The organism is Duganella sp. FT27W (assembly GCF_009295655.1).
Taxonomy (GTDB): Bacteria; Pseudomonadota; Gammaproteobacteria; order Burkholderiales; family Burkholderiaceae_D; genus Rugamonas; species Rugamonas zoogloeoides.
The window spans coordinates 1-255 of the sequence record NZ_WHIV01000040.1; the positions used below are offsets into that span (position 1 = coordinate 1).

Here is a 255-nt window from a genome sequence, read left to right on the forward strand (position 1 = left end):
ACCCCGGGAGGGGAGTGAAATAGATCCTGAAACCGTGTGCATACAAACAGTAGGAGCGGACTTGTTCCGTGACTGCGTACCTTTTGTATAATGGGTCAGCGACTTACATTCAGTGGCAAGGTTAACCATATAGGGAAGCCGTAGAGAAATCGAGTCCGAACAGGGCGATAGTCGCTGGGTGTAGACCCGAAACCAAGTGATCTACTCATGGCCAGGATGAAGGTGCGGTAACACGCACTGGAGGTCCGAACCCAC

At 52.2% G+C, this 255-nt stretch carries 1 rRNA gene; it reads left to right on the forward strand.

Annotated features, from left to right (window positions below):
- Positions 1-255 (forward strand): 23S ribosomal RNA (locus F8197_RS28350); the annotation flags it as partial.